Origin of the sequence: Nostoc sp. UHCC 0252 (assembly GCF_034931145.1) — a bacterium.
Taxonomy (GTDB): domain Bacteria; phylum Cyanobacteriota; class Cyanobacteriia; order Cyanobacteriales; family Nostocaceae; genus Nostoc.
The window spans coordinates 1-4,049 of the sequence record NZ_JAYGHE010000159.1; the positions used below are offsets into that span (position 1 = coordinate 1).

The following is a 4,049-nucleotide window of genomic DNA, read 5'->3' on the forward strand; positions in this document are numbered from 1 at the left end:
TTTATTAGCAGCAACGGTATCGTTAGTAAGCGACGACGAAGATCAACCAAAGGAAATTCAACAGGCAGAAATAAACAGCGAAGAATCCGAGATTATTCCAACCCCAATTGCTCTCGAAGCAGATGATGAGGAAACCAAAACAGAACAAACTGAAGATACTGCCAAGATCCAACAAGCACAAGTATTAACTCAGGAGGAATCGCCAGAAACCATGAATACAAAAGCCCGTTCCAAATATAAAATACTTTCCATTGATGGAGGCGGTATTCGGGGCATTATTCCGGCATTACTCCTAGCAGAAATTGAAAGGCGGACACAAAAGCCTATATTCAGTTTGTTTGATTTAATTACTGGCACTTCCAGTGGCGGAATTTTAGCACTTGGACTAACTAAACCACGATTAAGTTCCGATGTCTCTGATAACTTGCCATTGGCTGAATATACTGCTGAGGATCTCCTACAGTTATTTATTGAGTATGGGGTAGAAATATTTTATGAGCCTTTGTTTGAAAGACTACTTGGCCCATTAGAGGATATATTTCTCCAGCCAAAATATCCTTCCGAAAGCAAAGAAGAAATTTTCAGGCAATATTTTGGTAACGCTCCTCTAGAAAATAATCTCAAAGAAGTTTTTGTAACGAGTTACGATATTGAGCAGCGAATTCCGATATTTTTTACAAACAAACTAGAAAAACAGCAAATAGAATCTAAGAATTTTCAAAAGTTATGTGGCGGTTTTTCGCTCCTAGATGCAGCATTGGCAACTAGTGCCACTCCGACTTATTTCGCTCCTCATCGGCTTGTAAACCCCCACAATAGCGGCATCGCCTATACTTTAATCGATGGTGGAGTGTTTGCTAATAATCCAGCCCATTTAGCTATCTTAGAAGCACAAATTAGTAGTAAACGAAAAGCGCAAAAAATCCTCAATATAGAAGATATTTTAGTAGTTTCTTTAGGTACAGGTTCGCTGACGAGTGTCTACCCTTATAAAGAAGTCAAAAATTGGGGACTCTTACAATGGGGAAGACCGCTTTTAAATATTATGTTTGACGGTAGCAGTGAAGTAGTAGCTGGAGAATTAGAACAGTTGTTTGAACCTAGCGATCAAGACGCTAAAAGTTTTTATTATCGCTTTCAAACATTGTTAGATAGTGAATTAGAAGAAATAGATAACACCAAACTCCAAAATACTCGCAAGTTGCAAGCTATAGCCCATCGATTAATATCTCAAAAAAGTCAAGAAATCGATGAACTTTGTAGTCTTTTGTTAAGCTAAATAAGATTTCTTACATCTTGCACCAACTCACTGGTGCAAGATGTAAGATTTTTAATTTCTTCACAAAAGAAATTAGTAATGACTCTCTTATACCAATTCACTTAAATTATGAAACAGATGTAAACCCTGAAAGGGAAATATCTCTAAGTTTTTTAATTGCGAATTGCAAATTGCAAATTGCGAATTGGTATTAGTCATGTTTTCACTTTATAAGGTAGGTAAGTAAAATGGATGAACTCGTCAAAAAAATTTCTGGTTTAGGTCTTCCTGGCATACTTTTTGTGATAGCAACGGGTGCATCAGGGGGTAATGTCGCCGCCGTTGTCGCTATGCTTTCAACGCTGGGCGGGCCTTTAGGTCTCTTAGGAGGTTTAGGCTTACTTGGGCTGGTAGCCGTTCTAGGGGAATATATAGCGGGATTTGGAATTGAAAACATTCTCAAGCTTGTCTATACAGAACGTAGCAAAACTGAATCTGTCAGATTTCTTCTCAAAGAAATTCAAGAATTGCCGATTTCAGATGAGTTAAAACTCAAACTGAAACATCATATTAGCCCAGTAGTCGTTACTGAGCCTAACCAAGGCCCTTTTCCGAGAACAGTCGAAATTGTTGATGAAGAACCATTAACCTAGTACCGCAAGACGGAAGTCAAAAAGCTTATTATTAAGACAAGCTTTTTAACTTATCTAAAAGTAAAAATGGCCTTTGAGTCTAACTTGATTCTCAAAGGCCATTTCAAAATTCCTACTGTAATCAGTAACGGCTACATTTCTAGAATATGCAAACTCCATCTGTGCGTGAGCAAAATACAACAAATCCTTTTTCAGTCTTAATTCAATTTTGGCAGGATGTGAAATTAGTTGCCGGCCCTTATTGGTATCCAACAAAAGCGGAAGGAAGAGCGTTTTCAGATGTGATTCGCTCATGGGGAATGCTCATTCTATTAGTATTATTAATAGTCGTAATCGTCGGTGCGAATGCTGCAAATAGTTACTGGAATCGCTATGTAATTGATATTGTTATTGAACAGAGAGACCTTGATAAATACAATAGTACTTTATTGCTTTCCAGTCTCATTATTGTAGGAATGGTTTTATTAGTAACTCTTTTGAGATATGTCAGAAAAAAAATAATTCTTGACTGGTATAAATGGCTAAACCTTCATGTTATAGAAAAATATTTAAGCAATCAAGCTTATTATAAAATCAATTTTAAATCTGATATAGATAATCCAGATCAACGCTTATCCCAAGAAATAGAACCTATTACTAGTATTGGCTTGAGATTCTCATCTTCTTTACTAGAAAAATCTTTAGAAATGGTCAGTGCTTTGATAATTCTCTGGACAGTTTCTTCACAAATCGCAATTTATTTAGTTATTTATACAATTGTAGGTAATTTAATAGCTGTTTCCTTGAATCAAGGAATAAATAAAGTTAACCAAGAAGAAATTGCATTTAAAGCAGATTTTGCATATTGCTTAACTCATGTTCGTAATCACGCTGAATCAATCGCTTTTTTTCAGGGAGAAGACGAAGAATTAAATATAATTCAGCGCCGATTTAGTAATGTTTTAAAAACTGCTGAACGCAGGCTGAATTTAGAGAGGGGACAAGACGCTTTTGGCAGAGCATATCAGTCTGCCATTAGCGTATTCTCGATGTTTATTCTTACACCTTTATTCCTTCAGGATCAAATTGATTATGGGCAAATAAACCAAGCTAGTTTTGCTTGCTTTATGTTTTCTAATGCTCTAGGAGAACTAATATCTGAGTTTGGGATTTCAGGGCGATTTTCTGGCTATGTAAAGCGTTTAGCAGAGTTTTCAGATGCGCTACAGGATGCTAGTAAACAACCAGAGAACGTAAATACTATTAAAGTTATAGAAGAAGAACGTTTAGCTTTTGAGAATGTCACTTTACAAACGCCAAATTATGAACAAGTGATTGTCGAAAATTTGTCAGTTGCTGTTCACGCAGGCGAAGGGTTATTGATTGTCGGCCCTAGTGGTAGGGGTAAAAGTTCTTTGTTGAGAGCGATCGCTGGTTTGTGGAATGCGGGAACTGGCCGTCTCGTGCGTCCTTCCCTAAAAGAAGTATTATTCTTACCCCAACGCCCTTATATCATTTTAGGGACTTTGCGCCAACAGTTGCTCTACCCTCATACAGACAGGAAAATGAGCGATCGCGAACTTGAACACATTTTGCAACAAGTTAACCTGCAACACTTACTTACCCGCGTAGATGGCTTTGATACAGAAGTTCCTTGGGAAAATATATTGTCTTTAGGAGAACAACAACGCCTCGCTTTTGCCCGGCTATTAATTACACATCCTAGTTTCACTATCTTAGATGAAGCAACGAGTGCTTTAGATTTAAATAACGAAGGTAATTTATATCAACAGTTACAATCAACAAAAACAACTTTTATCAGCGTTGGTCATAGAGAAAGCTTATTTAATTATCATCAATGGGTTTTGGAATTGTCACAAGATTCCAGTTGGCAACTTCTTCGTGTACAGGATTATCAGTTGCAAAAAGGAAAACAAACTGGCATAAACAATCTTGAAAAGCACGAAATCACAATAGATGTTACACCCAATAGTAAATCCAAGAGACAACCAGAAAGATTTATAGAGATAGGCACAGTTGTAGGGCTTTCTCATAAAGAAATGCAAGCATTAACGGACTCTAGTATTAACACCATCAGAAGCAAGGCTAGCCTTGGCAAGCCTATTACTACTAAAGATGGCTTCACCTACCGCTATGAG

3 protein-coding genes are annotated in these 4,049 nt (G+C 37.1%); all 3 read left to right on the plus strand.

The genetic code is table 11. The features are described from left to right. The coding region (locus VB732_RS35505) for a patatin-like phospholipase family protein (RefSeq protein ID WP_323235484.1) at nt 1–1,279 on the plus strand (1,279 nt) is incomplete at its 5' end. A 227-nt stretch (nt 1,280–1,506) separates the two neighbouring features. Continuing rightward, nucleotides 1,507–1,911 carry a hypothetical protein gene (locus VB732_RS35510; protein ID WP_323235485.1) on the plus strand — a complete coding sequence of 135 codons (405 nt, stop codon included), beginning with the start codon at nt 1,507–1,509 and terminating at the stop codon, nt 1,909–1,911. Nucleotides 1,912–2,057: 146 nt separating this feature from the next. After that, on the plus strand, nt 2,058–4,049 hold a 1,992-nt coding region (locus tag VB732_RS35515; RefSeq protein ID WP_323235486.1), incomplete at its 3' end, for an ABC transporter ATP-binding protein/permease.